At 71.0% G+C, this 18871-nt stretch carries 14 protein-coding genes; 11 read left to right on the forward strand and 3 right to left on the reverse strand.

What is annotated here, in order from left to right; genetic code table 11:
- Positions 1-133: 133 nt before the first annotated feature.
- The 3 genes from Q2K21_RS00745 (at position 134) to Q2K21_RS00755 (ending at position 5644) form a co-directional block, all read left to right on the forward strand.
- Positions 134-910 carry a hypothetical protein gene (locus tag Q2K21_RS00745; protein ID WP_310763092.1) on the forward strand — a complete coding sequence of 259 codons (777 nt, stop codon included), beginning with the start codon at positions 134-136 and terminating at the stop codon, positions 908-910.
- 106 nt (positions 911-1016) lie between these two features.
- On the forward strand, positions 1017-3320 hold the full coding sequence (locus tag Q2K21_RS00750) for a glycosyltransferase (RefSeq protein WP_310763093.1): 2304 nt from the start codon (positions 1017-1019) through the stop codon (positions 3318-3320).
- Positions 3321-3484: 164 nt separating this feature from the next.
- Positions 3485-5644, forward strand: coding sequence for a transglycosylase domain-containing protein (locus Q2K21_RS00755; RefSeq protein WP_310763094.1), 2160 nt, complete (start codon positions 3485-3487; stop codon positions 5642-5644).
- Between the two features lie 67 nt (positions 5645-5711).
- On the opposite strand, the gene Q2K21_RS00760 is transcribed toward Q2K21_RS00755, so the two are convergent.
- Both Q2K21_RS00760 and Q2K21_RS00765 read right to left on the reverse strand, forming a co-directional pair.
- On the reverse strand, positions 5712-6563 hold the full coding sequence (locus tag Q2K21_RS00760) for a glycoside hydrolase family 97 catalytic domain-containing protein (protein ID WP_310763095.1): 852 nt from the start codon (positions 6561-6563) through the stop codon (positions 5712-5714).
- Between the two features lie 348 nt (positions 6564-6911).
- Positions 6912-8336: a helix-turn-helix domain-containing protein gene (locus Q2K21_RS00765; RefSeq protein WP_310763096.1), complete on the reverse strand. Its 1425-nt coding sequence runs from the start codon at positions 8334-8336 to the stop codon at positions 6912-6914.
- Positions 8337-8523: 187 nt separating this feature from the next.
- Between Q2K21_RS00765 and Q2K21_RS00770 the strand changes: the two genes are divergently transcribed.
- The 7 genes from Q2K21_RS00770 (at position 8524) to Q2K21_RS00800 (ending at position 17683) form a co-directional block, all read left to right on the forward strand.
- Positions 8524-9252, forward strand: a complete 729-nt coding sequence (locus tag Q2K21_RS00770) for a DUF4232 domain-containing protein (protein WP_310763097.1) — start codon at positions 8524-8526, stop codon at positions 9250-9252.
- Positions 9253-9320: 68 nt separating this feature from the next.
- Positions 9321-9452 carry a hypothetical protein gene (locus tag Q2K21_RS00775; protein ID WP_310763098.1) on the forward strand — a complete coding sequence of 44 codons (132 nt, stop codon included), beginning with the start codon at positions 9321-9323 and terminating at the stop codon, positions 9450-9452.
- A 200-nt stretch (positions 9453-9652) separates the two neighbouring features.
- Positions 9653-10417, forward strand: coding sequence for an SDR family NAD(P)-dependent oxidoreductase (locus Q2K21_RS00780; protein WP_310763099.1), 765 nt, complete (start codon positions 9653-9655; stop codon positions 10415-10417).
- A 37-nt stretch (positions 10418-10454) separates the two neighbouring features.
- Positions 10455-13352, forward strand: a complete 2898-nt coding sequence (locus Q2K21_RS00785; RefSeq protein ID WP_310763100.1) for an AfsR/SARP family transcriptional regulator — start codon at positions 10455-10457, stop codon at positions 13350-13352.
- 242 nt (positions 13353-13594) lie between these two features.
- Positions 13595-14392 carry an SGNH/GDSL hydrolase family protein gene (locus Q2K21_RS00790; RefSeq protein ID WP_310763101.1) on the forward strand — a complete coding sequence of 266 codons (798 nt, stop codon included), beginning with the start codon at positions 13595-13597 and terminating at the stop codon, positions 14390-14392.
- 395 nt (positions 14393-14787) lie between these two features.
- The gene (locus Q2K21_RS00795) at positions 14788-16299 is read left to right on the forward strand and encodes an SDR family oxidoreductase (protein ID WP_310780515.1); all 1512 of its coding nucleotides are present in this window, start codon (positions 14788-14790) and stop codon (positions 16297-16299) included.
- 16 nt (positions 16300-16315) lie between these two features.
- Complete coding sequence (locus Q2K21_RS00800; protein WP_310763102.1) at positions 16316-17683, forward strand: cryptochrome/photolyase family protein; 1368 nt, start codon at positions 16316-16318, stop codon at positions 17681-17683.
- A 186-nt stretch (positions 17684-17869) separates the two neighbouring features.
- Here the strand turns inward: Q2K21_RS00800 and Q2K21_RS00805 are convergent, their stop codons facing one another.
- A complete protein-coding gene (locus tag Q2K21_RS00805; protein WP_310763103.1) occupies positions 17870-18049 on the reverse strand; it encodes a hypothetical protein in 180 nt (59 codons plus the stop codon).
- On the opposite strand from Q2K21_RS00805, the gene Q2K21_RS00810 reads away from it, so the two are divergent.
- Complete coding sequence (locus Q2K21_RS00810) at positions 18048-18596, forward strand: DUF4232 domain-containing protein (protein WP_310763104.1); 549 nt, start codon at positions 18048-18050, stop codon at positions 18594-18596. The genes Q2K21_RS00805 and Q2K21_RS00810 overlap by 2 nt on opposite strands.
- Positions 18597-18871 lie beyond the last annotated feature (275 nt).

Consider the following 18871-nt stretch of genomic DNA (forward strand, 5'->3'; position numbering starts at 1 on the left):
CGCATCTTGTCCGACTCCTCCTCTTTCGATCGACTTGTTCCGTGCTGTGAGGCCGAGGTGTAACACTTTCGGCCGAGTTCGCTCTTTCCATGCGGACGACCGCGTCGGTCGGTCAGGACAGGGGACACGACTCGTGCAGTGGACGGACGAAAACGGCGGAGCGTACGGCGAGGATCCGTACGGCGGCGTCGGGTACGCGCATGCCTACGTCTACGAGCAGGGCGGCAGCGCCACCCTCGATACGACCACGACTGCCTGGGACCCGGCACAACTCGCGCAGGGGACGCACCCGAGCGGTGAGACGTATGCGGTGGGGACGGCCGTCCCCACCACCGGGACGCAGTTCCACGCGACCTGGCCGGACCACGCCACGACGGCGTGGGACGCGCCCCATGGCGACGTCCTCACCGTGCCGTCCTCGGAACTCGACCCGCCCGGCCGTCCGGTTCCAGGCCCGGACACGCCGGAGAGTGAGTCGGTGCGGCCGGTCTTCGTCGATTCCTCGGGGCGACGCCAGCGCCGTGTCCTGCGCGCCGCCCGGCTGCTGGTGATCCCCGCCGGGGGCTACGTCGCCCTGCTGATCAGCGCCATGCTGGGCGGCCCCACCCTCAGCGCACCGCTCGTCCCGCAGTCGGCTCCCACGCACCACCCGACCGCGCCCCACGCGGCCGCGCACGAATCCTCCCCCGGCGCCGGCCCATCCGCAGGGAGCGCGACCTCCGCCGCCGCGCAGAAGACCTCCCGCCCCACCGATCGCACGACAGCCGCCGCCCGCCCCGCGGCGGCGTCCGCGTCCGGGCCCACCAGCACCACGTCCCCGGCTCCGGCCCCGGTCGCCACCCACGCCGCTGCCCCCAGCGCCACCCCGAAGGGCCGCGCCGTCGGCTCGTCCCACAAGCCCGTGAAGTGAACCAAGGCACCCTGACGTGACCAACCGCCGACGCCGTAACGTTCCTCCTCGTCGCCACAGCCACAACCGTCAGATCACACCCCGTACCCATTGGCTACTGCTGAGTGTGCTCGCGGTGACTCTGTCGGCGGCCCTGCTGCTGCAGGGTTACACCCATCACATGTTCGGTATCGCATCGGACGAGGCGACCGGCCCCCGTGGCCACAACGGCGCGGTGCCGAGCCAGGTCGTCCACGGCGGCCCCGTGATCGCGAACGCCGCCACCTCTGCCCACACCGCCCGGGTGAAGGCCCGCACCATCGCGCTGACCTTCGACGACGGCCCGGACCCCGTCTGGACGCCACGGATCCTGGACGTGCTGCGCCGCAACCACGTGAACGCGACGTTCTTCGTCGTCGGCACCCAGGTCGTCGCCCACCCGGAGCTGGTCCGCCGGATCATCACCGACGGCAACCAGATCGGCATTCACACCTTCACCCATCCCGACCTGGCCGAACTCGCCCCATGGCAGCGCTCCCTGGAGCTGCGTGAGACGCAGCTGGCGGTGGCCGGCGCCGCCGGGGTCACCACCGCACTGCTGAGGCCGCCGTTCTCCTCGGAGAACGACGCGCTGGACGACGCCGACTGGTCCGTCCTCAAGCAGGCCGGCGCAGCAGGCTATGTCACGGTGCTCTCCACGAAGGACGCCGAGGATTGGCGGCGTTCCGGTGTGGACCGCGTCCTCGACCGGGCGACACCGCGCGGCGACGCCGGGCAGATCGTGCTGATGCACGACGGCGGCGGTGACCGGTCGCAGACCGTCGCCGCACTGAGCGCCCTTGTCCCGCGGCTCAAGGCACAGGGCTTCAAGTTCGCGACGGTCTCCGGAGCGGTCGGCATGGCCGAGCCCGTCCGGTCGGCCGGGCTCGGCGACCATCTGCAGGGGCTGGCCCTCATCCAGCTGCTGCGGGGCGGCGACTGGGTGGTGTGGCTGCTGGGCGTGCTGATGTACGCGGCCGGAGCGATCAGCGTGCTGCGCGCGGCGGTCGTGCTGATCGCCGCCAGGCGGCACCGGCGCCTGCGGACCGGGCACCGTGGCCGGTCCTGGGGGCCGCCCGTGACCGAACCGGTCAGCGTCATCGTCCCCGCCTACAACGAGAGCGCCGGCATCGAGGCGGCCGTGCGCTCACTGCTCGCCTCGGACCATCCGGTCGAGATCATCGTGGTGGACGACGGTTCGACCGACGGCACCGCCGACCTGGTGGAGTCGCTCCAGTTGCCGGTGCGGGTGATCCGGCAGCAGAACGCGGGCAAGCCCGCCGCGCTCAACACCGGACTCGCCGCGGCCACCTACGACCTGGTGGTCATGGTCGACGGTGACACAGTCTTCGAACCCGACACCGTCCGCACGATCGTGCAGCCCTTCGCCGACCCCCGTGTGGGCGCCGTCTCGGGCAACGCCAAGGTCGTCAACCGCGGTGGCCTGCTGGGCCGCTGGCAGCACATCGAGTACGTGGTCGGGTTCAACCTCGACCGCCGCCTGTTCGACCTCGCCGAGTGCATGCCGACCGTACCGGGAGCGGTCGGCGCGTTCCGCCGTCGGGCGCTGCTCGACATCGGCGGTGTCAGTGACGTCACCCTCGCCGAGGACACCGACCTCACCATGGCGCTGTGCCGCGCCGGCTGGCGCGTGGTGTACGAGGAGGGCGCGAAGGCCTGGACCGAGGCCCCCGCGTCGCTGAGCGCCCTGTGGCGGCAGCGGTACCGCTGGTGTTACGGCACTTTGCAGGCGATGTGGAAGCACCGCGGCGCGCTGGTGCAGCGCGGTGCGGCCGGAAAACTGGGCCGTCGGGGCCTGGTCTATCTGCTGCTCTTCCAGGTACTGCTGCCGCTGCTCGCACCCGTCGTGGACGTCTTCGCCGTGTACGGGCTGGTCTTCCTCGACCCGGTCCGGATCATCGGGCTGTGGTTCGCCTTCCTGCTGCTGCAGCTCCTGATGGGCCTGTACGCGTTCCGGCTGGACGGAGAACGGCCCGGCCCGCTGTGGAGCCTGCCGCTCCAGCAGTTCGTCTACCGGCAGCTGATGTACCTGGTGGTGATCCAGTCCGTCTTCACCGCCGTGTCCGGCTCACGGCTGCGATGGCAGCGCATGGAGCGGTACGGCAGCCTGCGGGCCCCGGCGGGCGCGGAGGATCCCCGCAGCGACCTCACCTCGCCGGAACCAGGATTTCCGCAACCGGCACCGTACGAGGGCCATGCGCAACCGGCACCGTACGAGGGCCATGCGCAACCGGCACCGTACGACGGCCTTCCGCAACCGGCACCGTACGACGGCTTTCCCCCGCCCGCACCACACGACGGCTTTCCCCCGCCCGCACCACACGACGGCTTCCGGCAGCCCCCGCAGCACGAAACAACGCAGTGGTACTGAAAGGACAGTGAACCGAGCACATGGGCGGACACCGGCGTCGACCGCCGCAGCGCACCATCGCGGGCAGCCGTGCCGTGGGTGACCGCGCCACGCCCTCGCGGCACCAGGTTCCCGGACGAGGCACGGCACGCCGCGCCCGGAGAGCGGCGCCGCAGAAGAAACGGTTGATCGACTACCCGCGCCGGGGCAGGACCGGTCTGCGCCGCTGGCTGCCGTCGCTGCGTCAACTGCTGTCGTTCTTCCTGCTGTGCTTCGGCGCCACGGCAGCGGCCATCGGCTATGCCTACGCCACGGTCACCATCCCCGACCCCAACCCCTCGACACAGCTGCAGAACAACGTCTACTACTGGTCCGACGGCACCGTCCTGGCGACCGATGGCAGCGTCAACCGGCAGAACATCACCCTCGCGCAGGTGCCCGCGGACGTGCAGTGGGACTTCATCGCCGCGGAGAACTCGTCCTTCTACACGGACCCGGGCATCGACCCACAAGGGATCCTCCGCGCCGCCGTCCACATGGCCGAGGGCGGCTCCGTCCAGTCCGGCTCGACGATCACCCAGCAGTTCGTCAAGAACGCCTACCTCGATCAGTCGCAGACGATCTCACGCAAGTTCAGAGAACTGCTGATCTCATCCAAGATCGGCGCCGTCATGAGCAAGCAGCAGATCCTCCAGGGGTATCTGAACACCTGCTTCTTCGGCCGACAGGCCAACGGCATCCAGGCCGCCGCCCGCATGTACTACAACCTCCCGGTCGAGAAGCTCAACGCGAGTCAGGGAGCCTTTCTCGCCGCAGCGGTCAACGAGCCGAGCCTCTTCCAGTACGCGGACTCCGACCCCACGGCCAAGGCACAGGCGCGAGCACGCTGGTCCTGGGTGCTGGAACGGATGGTGAAGATCGGCAAGCTGACGCCGGAGCAGCGGGCCAGGTACGCGGCCACCGGCTTCCCGACGCCCAGGAAGTGGACACCCGGTTCGGGGTTCACGGGCCAGGTCGGTTACCTGGTCCACTTGGCAAGGTCGTATGCCGAGGCGCACGACAGCACCATCACCGACGGCAGTTTGAGCCGGGGCGGTTACCAGATCCACACCACCTTCGACAGGAAGAGAACGGCGGAGCTGGCCCGGGCCGTCGCAAGGGTACGCAAGCAGCGCCTCGACCCCGCCCACCGGTCGGTCGACCGGGACGTCCAGGTCGGAGCCGCCTCGGTGGATCCCGCGACCGGCAAGATCCTTGCCGTCTACGGCGGTGCCGGCTTCGACCAGGCCCACTTTTCGGACAACGCCGACACCTCCGGCGTCCCGGTGGGATCGACTTTCAAGCCCATCGTCCTCGCCGCCGCGCTCCAGCACGGAGCCGTACTGCGACCCGGCAAGTCCTCGGAGCGGATCACCCCGGACAGCAAGTTCAACGGTGACGACGGCATCCGGATCAAGGACCAGCTGGGGAATTACGTCACCGACGACAAGGACCCCACCGGGCTCCTCCATCAGCACAACGACACCGACCACGGCTGGGGCTACATCGATCTGCGCAAGGCGATGGAGCAGTCGGTCAACACGCCGTACGTACAACTGGGGGAGTACGTCGGCCATGGGAACGTGGCGAAGACAGCGCAAGCTCTGGGCCTGCGCTCCGGCAGTCTCGCCGCCTCCAGCGCCGGCTTCTACATCGGCACCTCGACACCGAGCGCGATTCGCATGGCAGGCGTCTACGCGACCTTCGCTGCCGACGGTATGCAGGCCACCCCGTACTCGGTGACCAAGGTGACCCACAACGGCTCGGCACTGGCCGGCTTCAGCGCTCCCGCCCCGGTGCGGGCCCTGCCCGCGGCGGTCGCCGACAACGTGACCGATGTGCTCCGGGGCGTCATCGCCCGGGGCACCGGCACCAAGGCCCAGGCTCTCGGCAGGACCGCGGCAGGCAAGACCGGAACCACCGACGACTTCCGGTCGGCCTGGTTCATCGGCTACACCCCGCAACTCGCGACCTCCGTCGTCCTCTTCCGGGAGGATCCGAAGCACCCCCAGTTGCAGTCTCTGATAGGTGTCGGCGGCCTGCGGAAGGTGTTCGGGGGCGACATCCCCACCGAGATCTGGACCCAGTACATGCGCGACGCCCTCGCAGGCCTGCCCGACGTCCCCTTCCCCACCCCCGCCCCCCTCGGCCACGGCACCGACGAGTACGGCGCTCCCTCGCCCTCTTCCTCCGCGGCCCCCGACAAGCGAGGCGGAAAGACCGGCAAGAAGACGAGCACCACGGCCGTTCCCGCGCCGAGAGCACCGACAACCCGCCCCAAATGCCATCACGGCAAGTGCCGTTGACCGCGTCAGCACAGGCACCGCCGGAACGCCTCGGGGCGCGCCGGTAGGTATGTCTTCTGCCCTGGGCTCAGTTCGGCGTCAGCACGATCGCCTGGCCGCCCGCGCTCGCCATGACCACGTCCAGAGTGGTCCCCGAGGTGACGGTTGCGGTACTGACCACCACGGGGGTCCGGTACGAGCTGCTGCCCGGTGTGCCGTCGGCGTAGACAGTCGCCGCAAAGGTCCCGCTGTCCAGGAAGGACAGCGGGATCGACAGGGTCCGCGCCGTCTCGTTGGTCATCGCCCCGAGGTGCCAGGTGGAGCCGTTGCGGCGGGCGAAGGGCAACGTCACGTTGTGCGTGGCGGTCGGGAACTGCTCGTTGCCCCGCACGCCTTCCAGGCTGATGTAGTTCGGGTACGTGCGCTCGAAGCCGAACGGCCGGACGTCGTCGTGCATGTCGATCAGCAGCCGGTACTTGGCGGCCGTCCGGGCCCAGTCGATGATCTGGTTGGTCATCGCCTGGGTGCCGTCGTTGATGAAGCCGAGCTTGATGCCCGCGACGCCCCAGCTCTTGTAGAGGCCGAACAGCGAGTCCGCGTCGGTCAGGGCCAGCCGGTTGACGTAGAGGAAGACGCCGATGCCCTTGCTGGTGGCGTACGAGATGACCGATGGCAGGTCGATGGCGGTGATCGGGGTCGTCGCGTCGACGGTGCTGAACTCGGGTCCGTACCAGCCGGCGTCGTACTCGATGTACTCCAGGCCGCGGGCCACGGCGAAGTCGACGCCCGCGAGGCCGGCGGCGGTGGTGAGCTCGCAGCGGAAGACCTTGCCCGGCTTGATCCACGAGGTGTCGGTGAGGGCGCTCTTTCGAGGCCGTAGTACAGGCGGAACGGTCGGCGGCGGTGCGCGAACACCTCGCCGAAGGTCAGCGCAGGGCACGGGACGGGCTCGGCGGCTCGGTGCCGCTCGCTCTGCTGGGCGGCTTGATGCTTCAGTGGCTGGTGGATCCGGACCAGGCGCCGTCAGGCGCGCAGGTGACCGCCGAACTGCGCTCACTCACGGCGTCGTTGACGACGGAGGGGTGACCCCAGGTCCCGCCATCCTCGTCGGAACCGCGGGACGAGGGTGCCGTCTTCGTGGCCGCCGGGACGAGGCCGGACCATGAGGTGCTGCCCTGCCGACCGTGGTTGTTCGCTCTGAAGGGCACACCGTGGGCACGCCGTCGGAGCCGCACGTCCCCGAGCGGCTCGTCGGCCCTCGTGGGTGAGCAGCCCCTCCCGGATCCTGTCAGCCGTGCCGTTCGATCCACTCGCTGCCGCCCAGCGGGTAGTCGTAGCCCGGCCGGTTCACGTCGGCGCTGGTGCGGAACGCGGTGCCGTCGTTGTCGATGTGGACGGTGCCGCGGCGGCTGCCGCTGGACCAGTCCAGGGTGAGGTCCCAGCGAACGTCGTGGGCCTTGGTGTGGGCGGTGACGTAGAAGACCTCCGGGTCGGACTCGCTGACCTTGTACGGGAAGTCGCGCTGGCCCCCCTTGACGGTGACCGTGGGACTGCCGTTGTCGAGGTCGATGTCGAACGCCTTGGTCTCGACGCCACCGCCGCAGCCGACGCCCATCGCGTAGTCGTTCCAGGCGAGCGGCGCGCCCTTGGTGAGAACGCGTACGTGCAACGCCTCCAGGACGACGGTTTCCTCGCCGGTGCCCTGGACGGTGAGGGCGACCTCCTGTGCGCCCGAGGACACCGCCCCGTACGCGGCGGCCCAGCGCGGGGCGTCCTGCTCGTTCGCCGGCGGGCCGACCTGCTCGGGTTCGCTGTTGACGAGGAAGTGTTGGCTGCACGGCTCGTCGTAGACGTAGGGGCGGGTGCCGACAGTGAGCGGGACGGCGCCGGTGGCGCTGCCGTCGGTGCGTTGGGCCCCGCCCTGCTTGCCGCCGTCCTTCGAAGTGCCGGACCCGGCCCCCTCGGACTCGGCCGTGGCGGGGGCAGACGCGGACGGCTTGTGTCCCTTCGCGGTCGGGGACGGGGAGGCGGACGGCTTCCCGGTGTCCGCCGTGCCGGTGATCGTGGGGGTGACACCGGCCACCTGCCGGTCGCCCGTGGCTTTCCCGCCGCCGAGCGGCAGACGCGTGGTGAGCACGACGGCTCCCAGCACGGCGACCACCGCGGCGGAGGCGATCAGCACGGTACGGCGGCGACGACGTGGCGGCGCGAGTTCGCGCGACACGTTCACGACAACCGGCTCACCGGTCTCGCCTTCGCCCTCGTCCTCGCCCTCACCCCGTCCGTGCGAGGCCGGTGAGCCTGGATCCGCCCTATCGACCGCTTCCGGAGCATCAGCCGCATACGTCGCATTCGATGTATCCGCGACATCTGTCGCAGCGGCCGCATCCGTCGCAGCAGCCGAACCGGCTCCCTGAGCCGAACCCGTCGCCGTGATCTGATCCGCTCTGCTCCCTCGTGCCGCGTCCGCCAGGATCCAGCGCCGGTGCAATTCCACCAGCTCCTGCGGCGTTGCCCGGCAGACCCTTGCGAGGCGCTCCACCGGTGCGTACTCGACGGGCACCGCTGTGCCGTTGCAGTAGCGGTGCAGCGTCGACGTGCTCATGTGCAGCCGCTTGGCAAGCGCCCCGTAGCTCAGTCCCGAGCGGTCCTTGAGTTCCCGCAGCAGCCGCGAGAACGCCTCAGCTCCGTCGGCCCCCGTTGCCCCTGGCACCCGTTTCCCCATCCCCTCGTGTTCCAGTCCCGCGTTCCAGGACCACTGCCTTCTCCCTGGTCAGAGCGCGTTTCGCTGTTCCAGCGTCCCCAACTGCCCGCTGTGCGTGGCGGTTGGGACAGAACGACTCCCAAGCTTCGGTCATCCAATCACCACCCGGACCCGAACACCGAAGGGGCACAGCCACATGTCCAACCTCCGCACCTCCCGCAACCGTCTCGTCGCCGCCGCCGCGACCGTCGTTCTCACCGCGCTCTCCCTGACCGCGTGCGGCGGAGGCACAGGCGTCCACGACGAGGGAGCCTCGGCGCCCACCACGCCGACCGCGAACTCCTCTGCCGACGCTGCCTCTTCCGGCGCCGCTTCTTCGGGCGCTTCGTCTTCCGGCTCCGGCTCCCACTCCTCCTCCTCGAAGACCAGGCCCGCCACCGGCACCACAAGGTCCGCCGCGGACACCTCTGCGTCGAAGGCGCCTGTCTCGGCCGACAAGCCGGTCACCTGCGAGGGGTCGAACACCAAGACGGTCGCGGCTCCGCTGAACCGCCCCGTGAACCACATGCTGCTCACGGTGACCAACACCGGCCGCAAGACCTGCTTCCTCTACGGCTACCCGGCCGTCCGCTTCGGCGAGGCCCAGTCCGTGCCTCCGGTCATCGAGGACTCGCAGCCGCAGGCAGTCGTCACGCTCGCGCCGGGCGAGTCCGGCTACGCCTCGGTGAACCTGTCCGCCACCGACGGCAGCGCCTCGAACGGCCACACCGTGAAGTCCCTGACCGTCTACTTCCACGGCCGCTCCGGCAACGAGAGCGTCGGCGCGGGCGCTCACCCGTCACTGCCCGCGAAGGGCGTCTACGTCGACGACTCGCTCAAGGTCACGTACTGGCAGCAGTCGATGGATGACGCCATCAACTGGTGACGCCTGAGCGCGCGCCCGACGAACCAGTCCAGTCCACAGACCAGACCAGAGCAGGCAGGTGACCCACCATGCGCAGCACCCGCAGGATCTCCCACTTCGTGACCGCCTACGTCGGCGCGGCCTTCCAGGTGATCGTCCTGGGCGGTACAGGCCACCTGTCGGAGGAGGCGGGAGTCCGCCGGCGTCGCCACACGGTCTGAGCACGCCGACCGCGGGGCCGCGAACCGGGACGACGTCGGGAAACCGGCGATCCTGACGGGCGGCCCGCACGCCGCCCACCGGTCTCCGGGTACCTGACGTGACCGGTGAGCAGACGGTGAGCACGCGGTGAGCCGGCTTCGCCAGTGTGGAGCCATCGCCGGTCCCGCACCGAGGGCCGGCCCGGATCGAGGAGCGGACGATGGCTGTTCTGACGGGCAAGACGGCACTGGTGACCGGTGGGTCGCGCGGTATCGGCCGGGCGGTGGCGCTGCGGCTGGCCGCCGACGGCGCGCTGGTCGCGGTCCACTACGGCGGCAACGACGACGCGGCCAAGGAGACCGTGACGCGGATCGAGGAGGCCGGCGGCCGGGCGTTCGCCGTTCGGGCCCGGTTCGGTGAGGAGGGCGCGGTGGAGCAGCTCTTCGAGGGGCTGACCGCCGGGCTCGCGGGGCGCGGGCTGGACATCCTGGTCAACAACGCGGGCATCTCCTCGGGGAGTTCGGTTTCCCAGGTGACCGAGCAGGAGTGGGACAGGTTGCTGGCGGTCAACATCACCGCTCCGTTCTTCGTGATCCAGCGGGCGCTGCCCCTGCTGAACGACGGCGGACGCATCGTCAACATGGGGTCCACGGCCAGCCGGTTCGCCGTCTCCACGCAGATCGGCTACACTGTCACCAAGGCGGCACTGGAGTCGCTGGCCCCGTCGCTGGCCAATGAACTGGGCCGACGCGGGATCACGGTCAACACGGTCGCGCCGGGCGCGGTGCGGACCGACCTGACCGCCGGTTACACGTCGATTCCCGAGGTGGTCGCAGGACTTGAGGCGATCACCGCCCTGGGCCGCCTCGGCGAGCCGGAAGACGTGGCCGACGTCGTCGGCTTCCTGGCCGGACCGGCGGCACGGTGGATCACCGGCCGGACCATCGACGTGTCCGGGGGTACGTATCTCGGTCCGATCGCTTGACCCATACGCGTGGACACGCGGGTGGATAATCACCCGCATGCGCTTCGGAATCCTCGGCGGGACGCAGGTGTGGAGCGACGACGGGACGGAGGTGTCCCTGGGCGGACCCGCGCGGCGGGCGCTGCTCACGCTGCTGCTCGTCACCCCCGGCGAGGTCGTTCCGGCCGACCGGCTGGCCGACGGCATCGGGGCGGCGGGACCGGACGGGGCACCGTCCGCCCATGCGATCCAGTCCCAGGTGTCCCGGCTGCGCTCGGCCCTGGGCGGGGCAGCGGCGATCGAGCGTACCGGGGCCGGCTACCGCATCGTCGCCGCCGACGACGACGTGGACGCCGGGCGGTTCGAACGGCTGGCGCGGGAGGGCAGGTCGGCGCTGCGGGAGGGGGACGCCGCGCGGGCGGTCCCGCTGCTGCGTGAGGCATTACGGCTGTGGCGGGGGCCGGCGCTCGCCGACCTCGCCGACAGCGAGCCGGCGCGGGCCGCCGCCGTACGGCTGGAGGAGCTGCGGCTGGGGGCCCTGGAGGACCGGATCGAGGGCGAACTCCGGCTCGGCGAACACCGCACCGTCATCCCGGAGTTGCGTGAGCTCGTCGATCGCCACCCGCTGCGGGAACGGCTCGCCGGGCTGCTGATGCGGGCGCTGTTCGCCGACGGCGGGCAGGCCGCCGCGCTGGTGGTGTTCGAAAGGGTCAGACGACATCTCGCCGAGGAGCTGGGCGCGGATCCCTCGGCGGAGCTGGTCGCACTGCACGGCGAGTTGCTGAGCGCCGATCCGTCGCCCGCACCCGCCGCACCCCCCGCACCGCTGACCGCGTTCGTCGGACGGGACGACGAGACGGCGGAGGTCGTACAACTCCTGCGTGTCGCCCGGCTGGTGACGCTGACCGGTCCGGGAGGCGTCGGCAAGACCCGGCTGTCCGCGGAGGTCGCCGGCGCGGCGGCCGACGAGGTGTGCTTCGTGGAACTGGGCGCGCTGCGGGACGCCGCCGTCCTGCCGCGGGCCCTGCTCGGCGCCCTCGGCCTGCGCGAGAGCGGACTGCACGTGGCCGCCGATGAGCAGAGCCCGCTGGACCGTCTGGTCGCGGCGCTGACGGGCCGCGTACTCCTGCTCGTCCTGGACAACTGCGAGCACCTGGTCGAGGAGGTCGCCGTGCTGGCGGCACGCCTGCTGGCGACGTGCCCGCGCCTGAGGGTCCTGGCGACGAGCCGGGAACCGCTCGGCATCATCGGCGAGCACCTTCATCCCGTACGGCCGCTCGACGACGCGTCGTCCGTGGCACTGTTCACCGACCGTGCCCGCGCCGTGCGCCGCGCGTTCGCCCCCGACCCCGAGACCGTACGGCGCGTCTGCGCCGATCTCGACAACCTGCCGCTGGCCATCGAACTCGCGGCGGCCCGGCTGCGTACCCTGAGCCTCGACGAGCTCTCGGCCCGGCTGCACGACCGGCTCGCCCTCACCGGGCGCGGCAGCCGCACGGCGGACGCCCGGCACCGCACGCTGCGCTCGGTGGTCGCCTGGAGCTGGGATCTGTTGTCGGAGCCGGAGCAACGGGCCGCCCGGCGCTTCTCCGTGTTCGCCGGCGGGACGAGCATCGAGTCCGCGCTGCGCGTGTGCGACACCGACGAGGAGACGCTCCAGGCGTTGGCCGACAAGTCGCTGCTGGAGTGGACGGGCGGACGCTGCCGCATGCTGGAGACGATCCGCTCCTACGGCGCCGAACGGCTGGACGCCGCGGGCGAGACGGAGGCGGTACGCCACACCCATGCCCGCACGCTGGTGGAGCTGATGAGCGCGGCCGCCCCGTGGCTGCGACGCGGCGAGCAGCTGGAGTGGCTGGCGGCCCTCGCCGCGGAGCAGCCGGACCTGCTGGCGGCCGTGCGGTGGGCGGCCGAGGCCCAGGAGGTCGCGACGGGCCTGGAACTGATCGCCTCGGCCTCGTCGTACCTGTGGATCCGCGGAGGATCCGGCACGCTGGCGCCGCAGGCGCGCATCCTGCTCGACGCCGTGGGCGACACGCCGCCGGCCGGGCTCGGCGAGGAGTACGCGATCTGCTTGCTGGTCGCCGCTTCCGGCCCGGCCGGGCGGGAGGTGTGGCGCAGACACCGGGCGTCGGCCGACAAGGCGCTGACCGCGGCATGGTCGGCCGACCGGGCGGGCCGCCACCCTGCCGGCCTGCTCCTGTGGATGATGCACAACGCGACGGGCGACGGGGACGCACCCGGCGCGTTCGCCCTCGTCTCGGCCCAGCGTGACCGCCCCGAGCCATGGGTGAGGGCGGCCGCGCGGTATGTCTCCGGGTTCGGACCCCTCGGCGTCGGGGACTTCGCAGCGGCCGAACGGGCCTTTCGCACGGCGGTCGCGGAGTTCCGCGCGCTGGGCGACCGATGGGGCGCCGCCCTGGCCCTGGACGCGCTCGCGGGCGTCGCCGGCGCGCGGGGTGAGCGCGAGGCGACGGTCGCGCTCACCGATGAGGCGCTCGGTCTCGCCGAGCAGCTGGGCGCCCTGGAGGACTGCGCCGACCTGCTGGTCAACCGGGGCGATCAGCAGGTGGACATCGACCCGGCGACGGCACGGGCCGACTACCTGAGGGCCGCCGAGTACGCCCGCCGCGCAGGCAGCACCGGTGCTCTGGCGGCCGCCCGACGCGGTCTCGGCGACACAGCCCTCCTGGAGCGGGACCCGGCCACGGCGGAGGACCTGTACACACAGGCCCTGGAACAGCTCGACCCGCACTGGGTCAAGGGGCTCGGCAACCGGGTCCGTACGCTGGCCGGGCTCGGCCGCATCGCCGAGGGGCGAGGCGACCACGCCGGCGCCCGGGCCCGCTACCGGGAGGCCGCCGAGTCCGCGGCCGTGACAGGGGCGGCACTGCCCGACGCACTCCGTCTGCTCGGCCTGCCCGAGCCCCTCGTCGAGGTGGTGAGCCGGGGGTGAGCCCCTGGTGAGATCCGGCGCGTTCGCCGGGCGGGTGTTGTCGATCAGCGGTGATGGACGAAACGGGCTCTCTCCGAGCCGGAGGGATGTCACATGCAGTGACGTCACGGCGGCGAACATCCGGTGGCAACAAACAAGCAAGTTCCGTGCAATGGCTGGGAGTTGTGCGACAAGCGGCTCGCTGTACCATTCCGTTCCGCACCTCGATCATCGAGTTGGACTCCGCGCTCCAGAAGGAACACATGCGTAAATTGACGTCGATTGCCGCCGGCGCCGTGATGGCATTCGCCGGGCTGACGGCGATGGCCGGCACTCCCGCCCAGGCCGCGGGAAGCCTGGAATACGTCGCTCTGGGGGATTCGTACGCATCCGGGGTCGGCGCGGGTTACTACGACACCGCCAGCGGTGACTGCAAGCGCAGCGCGCTCGACTACCCGGCCCTGTCGCAGGCCGCGCACTCGGAGTACACGCTGAAGGACGTCTCCTGCAGCGGCGCGACCATCGCGGACGTGCGTAACAACCAGCTGTCCGCCGTGAACAGCGGCACCGACATCGTCACCGTCACGGTGGGCGGCAACGACGCCCAGTTCAGCACCGTGGTCAAGGACTGCCTCCTGAACACGGACAGCTACTGCAAGACGGCCACGTCGTGGATGTCGTACTACGCCAAGAACCAGATGGTGACCGAACTCGCCGGGCTGTACAAGGACATCAAGGCCCGGGCACCGCAGGCCAAGATCATCGTCCTCGGCTACCCGCAGGCGCTCTCCTCGACCGGGACCTGCCCGGTGGTCGACCTCAGCGCCGCCAAGCGCACCTACATGAACGGTTTCGCCGACGCGCTGGCCGAGGGCACCAAGGCCGCGGCGGCGCAGCAGTCGGTCACGTTCGTCGACATGCGCGACACGTTCAAGGGCCACGGGGCGTGCGGCTCCGACCCGTGGATCAACGACCTGAACAACGCGTCCGAGGTCTTCCACCCGAACCTGACGGGCTACCTGGCGGGCTACTCCGACCAGCTCAACAACGCCTGGGGCTGATCCGCCGGCCGAGCCCTCGGCTGCGCGGGCCGGTGACCGCCCCGGGCAGCCGCACCGCCTTGATCAGGTGGTGAAGCCAGGCACGCCGGAGCTGACCCGGCAGCCCGCGCAGCCGTCCTCCTGGCGCACCGTCGACGCGCGCCTGGGTGGGCTCCGGCCGGTGCTCGTCGTACGACGTCGTCGTGGGCGTCGGCGACATCACCGGCGACGGCAAGGCGGACATCGGCGAGGTTGCGGTGCTCGTCCTCGGCCCCAAGCATGGGCTCAGAGGAACAGCGACAGAGCACATCGGAAGGCACGTCCCGGGAGGACATGAGAGCCATGACGTCCCCTGCGCCCCGGTCCGTCGGCCGTCGCCGGACAAGGCGCACCCGACAGGCATGCGTGCGATCGGCATGACCGACGACGACCGGCCGCTGCGCTGTCTGGTCACCGGCGCCACCGGTTATCTGGGCGGCAGGCTGGTGCCGGAGCTGCTGGCCGCCGGGCATTCCGTGCGCTGCCTGGCCCGCTCGCCCGGCAAGCTGCGGGACCATCCGTGGGCCGGGCGGGCGGAGGCCGTGCGCGGGGACGTGACGGACGAGGAGTCCGTGCGCGCGGCCATGGAGGGCATGGACGTCGCGTACTACCTGGTGCACGCGCTGGGCACCGGGCGGGGTTTCGAGGAGACCGACCGGCGCGCGGCCAGGATCTTCGGTGAGCAGGCGTGCGCCGCCGGAATCCGTCGGATCGTCTACCTCGGCGGGCTGAGCCCTTCCGGAGTACCCGAGCACGCACTGTCACCCCATCTGCGGTCCCGCGCCGAAGTGGGCCGCATCCTCCTGGCCTCGGGCGTGCCGACCGCCGTACTGCGGGCAGCCGTGATCATCGGGTCGGGTTCGGCCTCGTTCGAAATGCTGCGCTACCTGACCGAGCGGCTGCCCGTGATGGTGACCCCGAGCTGGGTGCGCACCCGCATCCAGCCGATCGCCGTCCGCGACGTGCTCCGCTTCCTCGTGGGGTGCGCGAGGCTGCCGTACGACGTGAACCGCGCCTTCGACATCGGCGGACCCGACATCGTCACCTACGAGGAGATGATGCGGCGGTACGCCGTCGTCGCCGGGCTGCCGAAACGCGTCATCGTCCCCGTTCCGCTGCTCACCCCCCGGCTGTCCAGCCTCTGGGTCGGTCTGGTCACCCCGGTGCCGGGCGCTCTCGCGCGCCCGCTGGTCGAATCGCTGAAGCACGAGGTGGTCTGCGCCGAGCGGGACATCGTCCGTTACGTGCCGGACCCGCCGGAGGGGCCGGTCACCCTCGACCGGGCGATCCGGCTGGCCCTGCGGCGTGTGCAGGACGCGGACGTTGCCACCAGGTGGTCCTCGGCCTCGACTCCCCGCGCTCCCAGCGACCCGCTGCCCACCGACCCCGATTGGGCGGGCGGGAGCCTCTACACGGATCACCGCGAGCGCACGGTCGCGGCGTCGCCGCAGGCGTTGTGGCGGGTGGTGGAGGCGATCGGAGGCGAGAACGGCTGGTACTCCTCGCCGCTGGCCTGGTCCCTGCGGGGCTGGCTGGACACCCTGGTGGGCGGTGTCGGTCTGCGCCGGGGCCGCCGGAACGCGACCCGGCTGCGGGTCGGCGACAGCCTGGACTTCTGGCGAGTGGAGGAGATCGAGCCGGGCCGGCTGCTCCGGCTGCGCGCGGAGATGCGGCTGCCGGGCCTGGCCTGGCTGGAGATGGCCGTCGACCGGGATCCACAGGGGCGCACGGTGTACCGGCAGCGGGCCCTTTTCCATCCGCACGGTCTGGCTGGGCACGCCTACTGGTGGGGCGTGGTCCCCTTCCACGCCGCGGTCTTCGGCGGCATGGCCCGCAACATCGCCGCCGCGGCCGAATCGGCCGGCCCTGAACCGGCCCGTACTCACTGAGGAGGCTCAGGGAACCTTGCGCGTCTCGGTCGCCCTGTTCACCGCCGACCTGCGGGTGCACGACAACCCGGTCCTGGTGGCCGCCCTCAAGGACGCGGAACGCGTGGTCCCGCTCTTCGTCGTCGACACCGGCATCCGCCGCACCGGCTTCGTCGTACCCAACCGCGCGGCGTTCCTCGCCGACAGCCTGGCCGACCTCGACGCGGCCCTGCGGGCTCGCGGCGGCCGACTGGTGGTGCGCGTCGGCGACGTGGTCGAGGAGACCTGCCGGGTGGCGGCGGAGACCGGGGCCGGCGCGGTGCACATCGCGGCGGGGGTGAGCCGCTACGCGGCACGGCGCGAGGACCGGTTGCGCGCGGATCTGGCCGCCGACCGACGTGAACTGCGGGTACACGACGCCTCGTTGACGGCTGTACCGCCGGGGGCGCTGACGCCCGCGGGCAAGGACCATTTCGCGGTCTTCACCCCGTACTTCCGCCGATGGGAGAGCTTCTCCGTGCGCGGCGTCCTGCCGGCACCGGAGGCCGTACGGGTACCGGACGTACGCTCGGCCGGTGTGCCACACCCGGAGTCACTCGCGCCGGGCCTTACCTCGCAGGGCCTGCCCGCCGGCGGTGAATCCGAGGCCCGTCGGAGGCTGCGGTCATGGCTGTCCGGCCCGCTGTCCGCATACGACGACCAGCACGACGACCTGGCCGCCGACGCGACCTCCCGGCTCTCCCCCTACCTGCACTTCGGCTGCCTCTCACCCACCGAACTGCTGCACCGGGCCCGCGCGCAGGACAACCCCGGTGCGCATGCCTTCGTCCGGCAGCTCGCCTGGCGGGAGTTCCACCACCAGGTCCTGGCGGCCCGCCCCGACGCGGCCGACCACGACTACCGCCCCCGGCACGACCGCTGGCGCCGCGCCACGCGGGAGATCGAAGCCTGGCGGGACGGCCGCACGGGCTATCCCATCGTCGACGCCGGCCTGCGACAGCTCCGCCACGAGGGCTGGATGCCGGGCCGGGCCCGCCTGCTCGCGGCAAGCTTTCTCACCAAGACGCTGTACGTGGACTGGCGGGTGGGAGCCCGCCACTTCCTGGACCTCCTCGTCGATGGCGACATCGCGAACAACCAGCTCAACTGGCAATGGGTCGCGGGGACGGGCACGGACACCCGCCCGAACCGACTCCTCAACCCACTCGTCCAGGCACGCCGGTACGACCCCCGCGGGGAGTACGTACGCCGCTGGATCCCCGAGCTCCGCCACCTCGACGCCACGGCGGTCCACCGCGTCCCCCACCTCGACGCAGCCACCCGTGCGGGCCTGGACTACCCCGCTCCGATCGTGGATCTCGCCGCGGCCGCCGCCCGGTTCAGGGAGCGGCGGGGCGCCGAGTGACGCGCGGCCCGTCCTGCTCCACGACTTCGGCAAGGTTGAGACCCGGCACGTAGAGCGTCGCACGCCATTCCATTCGGCATTCCAGGAAGGCCTCGTTTCTGCAGTTCAGAGCTGGTGCGAGCATTCCAGCATCCCGAAACCCCCGAAGGGAATGGCGGATGGAACGCCGCAGGGCACAGGCTTGGGTCATCCGAGCACGGCGCCTCGCCGGACATGGCGATCGTCCTCGCTCAACTCCGCGTTCATGGCCCGCACTTCCAGCGCGCCCTCGCACACCACACGCGGCACAACCAAGACAAGACCGACCAGCACAGCCCATAACCAGAAGCTCACCTTCCGGATATTCGAAGAAAGCAGCTCACTCATGCGTATCGTCACTCGTTTCGTCTCCCGCGCGGCCGCCTCCTCCATGGTCGTCGCCGCCGCCCTCGCGCTCGTCGGCTTCCAGGCCACCGAGCAGACCGCCTCCGCCGCCACCAAGAAGGCCACCTCGGTCGTCACCTGCACCACGGCGAACACCAAGCTGACCGTCACCAAGGTGTCCCGCCCGATCAACCACCTGCTGCTCAAGGCCACCAACACCGGTACCAAGCCTTGCTACGCCTACATCGCCCCCTACCTGAGGGCCGGCGCCGACGCCCAAGCCCCGCTCGCGTGGGCTGAGGAGACCACGCCGCAGGCCGTGGTGACGCTCAAGCCCGGCCAGTCCGCGTACGCGGGCATCACGACCTCCACCCCCGACGGCGAAGGGGGCGCCAAGGCGAAGACCCTGGGCGTGTTCTTCGCCGACAGGCAGGGCAACGCGACCAACAAGGAGAAGACCCTGAAGCTGCCGAAGGGCGGTGTCTTCTTCAACAGCGCTGCCACTGTCACCTACTGGCAGGACAACGCCGAGGACGCCCTCTCCTGGTAGCCGCCCTGGCGCCCGCAGCCGGCCCACCTCGCCGACGACGGCGATGACACAGCGGGCCACCCCCAACTTGGACTGGACAACAAACAAACCCCAGGCCACTGACCTGGGGTTTCATTCTGGAGCGGGTGACGAGAATCGAACTCGCGCTCTCAGCTTGGGAAGCGACGGCGCTTGACTGGCCCCTTTGCCGGCTGAAGGCGCCAGGAGCTCGTGCAGGATGAAGCGAGGTCCTCAGCCATGGCGGGGCCGCAGGCCATTGTGGCTGCGGCCCCGCT

The sequence above is a fragment of the Streptomyces sp. CGMCC 4.7035 genome (genome assembly GCF_031583065.1).
GTDB classification, from domain to species: Bacteria; Actinomycetota; Actinomycetes; order Streptomycetales; family Streptomycetaceae; genus Streptomyces; species Streptomyces yaanensis.

Bases quoted from the DNA above. Each gene is read 5' to 3' on its own strand.
- Q2K21_RS00770 (WP_310763097.1), top strand. From the start codon at position 8,524: ATGTCCAACCTCCGCACCTCCCGCAACCGTCTCGTCGCCGCCGCCGCG.
- Q2K21_RS00775 (WP_310763098.1), top strand. From the start codon at position 9,321: ATGCGCAGCACCCGCAGGATCTCCCACTTCGTGACCGCCTACGTCGGC.
- Q2K21_RS00780 (WP_310763099.1), top strand. From the start codon at position 9,653: ATGGCTGTTCTGACGGGCAAGACGGCACTGGTGACCGGTGGGTCGCGC.
- Q2K21_RS00785 (WP_310763100.1), top strand. From the start codon at position 10,455: ATGCGCTTCGGAATCCTCGGCGGGACGCAGGTGTGGAGCGACGACGGG.
- Q2K21_RS00790 (WP_310763101.1), top strand. From the start codon at position 13,595: ATGCGTAAATTGACGTCGATTGCCGCCGGCGCCGTGATGGCATTCGCC.
- Q2K21_RS00795 (WP_310780515.1), top strand. From the start codon at position 14,788: ATGACCGACGACGACCGGCCGCTGCGCTGTCTGGTCACCGGCGCCACC.
- Q2K21_RS00810 (WP_310763104.1), top strand. From the start codon at position 18,048: ATGCGTATCGTCACTCGTTTCGTCTCCCGCGCGGCCGCCTCCTCCATG.
- Q2K21_RS00805 (WP_310763103.1), bottom strand. From the start codon at position 18,049: ATGAGTGAGCTGCTTTCTTCGAATATCCGGAAGGTGAGCTTCTGGTTA.